4 protein-coding genes are annotated in these 3,984 nt (G+C 72.5%); all 4 read right to left on the bottom strand.

Translation table 11 applies throughout. From position 1 onward, the window contains the following. A partial coding sequence (locus C5B96_RS16795; protein WP_104246508.1) for an FAD-binding oxidoreductase occupies positions 1-980 on the bottom strand: 980 nt, incomplete at its 3' end. An 81-nt stretch (positions 981-1,061) separates the two neighbouring features. Continuing rightward, complete coding sequence (locus C5B96_RS16790; RefSeq protein ID WP_104246507.1) at positions 1,062-1,889, bottom strand: HAD family hydrolase; 828 nt, start codon at positions 1,887-1,889, stop codon at positions 1,062-1,064. Continuing rightward, a complete protein-coding gene (locus C5B96_RS16785; protein ID WP_104246506.1) occupies positions 1,886-3,109 on the bottom strand; it encodes a cysteine protease StiP family protein in 1,224 nt (407 codons plus the stop codon). Before C5B96_RS16785 ends, C5B96_RS16790 begins: the two co-directional genes overlap by 4 nt. Further along, a partial coding sequence (locus C5B96_RS16780; RefSeq protein ID WP_233189264.1) for a TRSP domain-containing protein occupies positions 3,106-3,984 on the bottom strand: 879 nt, incomplete at its 5' end. The genes C5B96_RS16780 and C5B96_RS16785, both read right to left, overlap by 4 nt.

Raw genomic sequence — 3,984 nt, 5'->3', positions numbered from 1 at the left:
TCGCCGGGCTCGCGGCCGACGACAGGGAGGCCGGTGGCGCTCAGCGTGCGGAGGCCCGTCCACGAGCGGGTGGAGGGGCCGAGCGCGAGGTCGGTGACGGCGTTGATCCGCTGCTTCACGGCGTCGATCTCGGTGGGGCGCGGGCGGGCATCCTCGGCCGTGCTCGCCTCGTCTTCGAGCGGCGACGCGAGGATCTCACCGCCCTGCGGACGGAAGTAGAACGAGTCGCCCATGTCGCACGCCATCGGCCAGGCGGGGTCGACCGCGCGCGACGTCGAGGGCGCCACGGTGATCGTGCGGCGGTACGGCTGCAGCCCGCGCGGCGCCTTGCCGAAGAGTTCCGCGAGCGGGTCGGCCCAGGCTCCGGCCGCGTTCACCACGGTGCGGGTGTGTACCCGGTGCGATCCGGCGGCGAGGGTCCAGCCGTCGGCGGTCTGCGTCGCGCCGGCGAGACGTGCGGTGTGCAGCACCGTGACACCGGTGGCGCTCATGCGCGCCTGGTAGTGGCCGAGGAGGGCCGCGACATCCACCTCCTTCGCGTTCTCGTCGAACGCGACCGATTCGAGGGCCGAGGCGCGCAGCACGGGCAGCCGCGTCACGGCTTCGTCGATGGAGCCCTCCCGGGCATCCGGAACCGACGCCAGCACCGAGTCGACCTGTGCCGACGACCCGCGCACACCGCACCAGATGAGGGGGCGGGGGCTCAGGATGCTCGTTCCGAGCGTCTGCTCGATGCCGGGCATCAGCGCGAGTGTCGCGGCGGTCAGGGCGCGGATCTCCGGCGGGCCGTACGACGGCTGCATCTGCGAGGCCGAGCGGCTGCTCGTGTGGTAGCCGAGCGTTCCTTCGCCTTCGAGCACGACGATGCGGAGCGGGGAGCCGAGCTCGCCGAGCGCCGCGGCGAGCGACTGCCCCGCGATGCCCCCGCCGACGATCGCGATGTCGGCGTCGTGGTGCGTCACGTCGTGGGTGTCGTTCACGAAATCGCTCTCCTCGTGCTGTGTGGCGGACGCCCGGGGCCGCTCACCGGTCGAGACCCATTCTCGGGGACTCGCCCCCGATCAGCCCAATCGGCCGAGTGCAGCCCCAAGCAGCCGCAGCAGCTCCTCGCCCGCGAGGATGCCGCGAGACCCCGTGATCGTCAGGTTGCCCCCCACGAAACCCGCCTCGTCGAGCTCGCCGTGCGCCGGCCGGAACGCCAGGTCGGCGGCTTCGAGCATCCCCTGGTCGAGCAGCGAGTCGCCCGCAGCGAGCACCGTCGACGCGCCCGTTCGCCGCCGCACCTCGGCGACGGCGGCGTGTTTCGTCACCGACTGCGGCACGCAGTAGAGCTTTCTGCCCTGAACGGAGACGGTCCAGCCGAGCTCACGGCAGGTGGCTTCGAGCGACGCGAGCCACGCGTCGGGCATCGCCGGCCGGTCGAGAATGGCGTAGACGAACAGGTTCTCGGCGTTGTTGACCTTCGTGATCCACGCCGCGGCCGCCCGGCTCTCGAGCAGGGCCGTGACCTCGGCGATGGGTGCGGACTGCTCGGCGAGGCGACGACGCACCGAGGCCGACCACGCGGCATCCGGTTCGCCGTCGACCAGCAGAACCCCGCCGTTGCTGGTCACGGCGTAGGCGGGGGTCGGTCCCGGCAGCTGTACCCTCTGGTACTGGATGATCGTGCGCGTCGTGACGGGAACGAACACGCTCTCGAGCCGAAGCTGCTGCAGCAGCGTCTCGGCGGCGCGCGTCATGAACGAGATCGGCTCGCCGCGGTAGAGCTCGGAGACGACCATCCCGGGCGCGTCAGCATCGTCGCCCTCGAGCCAGAAGGCACGGGGCGAGTAGATGAGCGTGCGGTCGAGGTCGCAGGCGACGAGGGTGGTGGGTCGCGGTTCGCTCACCGGTCGGCCTCCGCGCTGGTCACGAGCGGGTTGATCAGGCCGATGCAGCTGTAGGGCAGGTCGGCGACCTCCTCGATCGGCACTCCGCGCTGTTCGGCCAGCAGCAGCACGTGCGCGATGTCGGCGCGCGCCTCGGGGCGCACCAGCACCTTCCACGGAACCCGCCGCAGCAGCACGCGCGTGGTCTCGCCGACGCCCGGTTTCACGAGGTTGACGTTGTCGATGCCGTACTCGGCGCTGATGCGTTCGACGCCCTGCCAGCCGATCCAGGAGGGTTCGCGCTCGCCGTTCGCTGTCTCGGTCTGCGCTTCGGCGACCCCCGCAGCGACCTCGGCGCGCACGCCGGCGTCGTCGAAATGGGCGCAGACGGCATCCAGAAAGTCGTGGGAGACATCGTTCGGCAGCAGCTCACGGTAGAACTTCGCCCCATGGAAGTCGTTTGGCCCGATCAGCTCGCGATTGAACACGGTGCGGGAGACCAGCCCCGAGACGGTCGAGTTCAGGCAGGCCGACGGAATGAGGTAGTCGTCGCGGGTTCCGAAGAGGCGCACGCAGTGGCCGGGGTCGGCGAGCACGGCGAGGTCGTCGCCGAACCGGATGCCGTCGGTCTGCTCGAAGAGCGCGAGCGCGGCCGTGAGTTCGCGGGCGATGGCGCCCTTGCCCGTCCAGCCGTCGACGAACATCACGCGCGCGGGGTCGACGTGGGCGGCGAGGTGACGGAGGGCGACCTGGTCGAGCCCGACGCCGCGCACGATGCTCATCGTGTAGTGCGGAACCTCGGCCCCGTGCATCCGTTCGATCCACCGCTTGGCGAGGATGCCGATCGGCGTGCCGGCGCGGGCGAGCGACACCAGCACGGGCTGCCCGGCGCGCTCCGCGAGAATCTGTTCGGCCACGATGCCGACCGCGACGGCCACGCGGCGGCTCGACCGGGCGAGCGCCTCGGTGAAGAGCTGCTGGTACTCCGCGCTCGGCACGTACTCGACCGGCAGCGACTCGGCGTAGTTCGCTCTGCCGCTCTGGATGTCGCGCTCGCGCTCTGCGGCGGGCGCCTCCAGCCGGGCGTCGCCGAGGTCGGTGAGCAGCCACTGCACGTCGGCGGCCTCGTACGAGCCGAACGCCGGGCCGGCGAGCGGGGCCGGGCCTGCGTGCGGGGCCGGGCCGGTGTGGGTGCGGTGCTCGGTGTTCTGGGCGGATGCCGCGGCGGGGGTGGATGTCACGGAAGGCGTCTCTCGTCGGGTGCGGGTGCGGGTGCTGCTGCTGTTGTTGCTGGGGCGGGTGCGGTCCCTGGTAGGGGTTGTGACGTGGCAGCCTCGGTGTGCGGCTCGTGCGGCACCAGGTGGGCGACCATCACGTGGTCGGTGACGCGGCGCAGCGCCTCGACGACACCGTCGGGGGCGAGCATCCGTTCGCGGTCGGCCTCCGGCTCGGGAACGAACACGATCGCGTCGAACCGCCGCCCCCCGCGGGTGAGGTTGTACGCGAACCGCGTCCCGAACCCGTCATGCGTGCGGTCGTGGCTCTGGAACGTGATCGCGCTCGCGATCGCGTAGTCCGCCCGGTCGAGTGGCGCGATCGGCGACCGCGTCGTGGTGGAGAACCGCACGCGCCCCGCCCGCGCCCCGCCGCCGCCGAGCTCATCGGCGATCGCGAGCGGCACTGAGATGAACTCCTCGGAGCCCAGCACGAGCACCTCCGCCGCCCCGCCATCCTCTCCGCCCGCCGTCGAACCCGCCGCGGGCACGTCCTGCCGCGCCGCGCCCGCGCCGCCCGTCCCTTCCGAGCCCACGCCTCTCGCGGCCGCTTGTTTCGCGGCCGCCGTGCCCACCAACGCGCGCGCGACGGCAGCCGCCGCAGCCGTCGCGGTGTCCGCCGCCGAGAGCGGCCGCGCGTCGATGCCGAACCGAGCGCTCCGCGGCGCCTCCGCCCCCACCTCCAGCACCGTCACCCTCCCGAGCGCTTCGGCCTCCCACGAAGGGGCCGCAATCGTTCCACCGCTCGCGGGCAGGGACGATTCGCGTCCCTTCGCGGCGTGCGGGGTGGCGGGTGCGGGTGCGGGTGCGGGTGCGGGTGCGGGTGAGAGTGAGGGTGAGGG

The organism is Subtercola sp. Z020 (assembly GCF_002931235.1).
Lineage (GTDB): Bacteria > Actinomycetota > Actinomycetes > Actinomycetales > Microbacteriaceae > Subtercola.
Note: the sequence above shows the minus strand (reverse complement) of the source record. Positions and strands in the feature narration are given on the sequence as shown.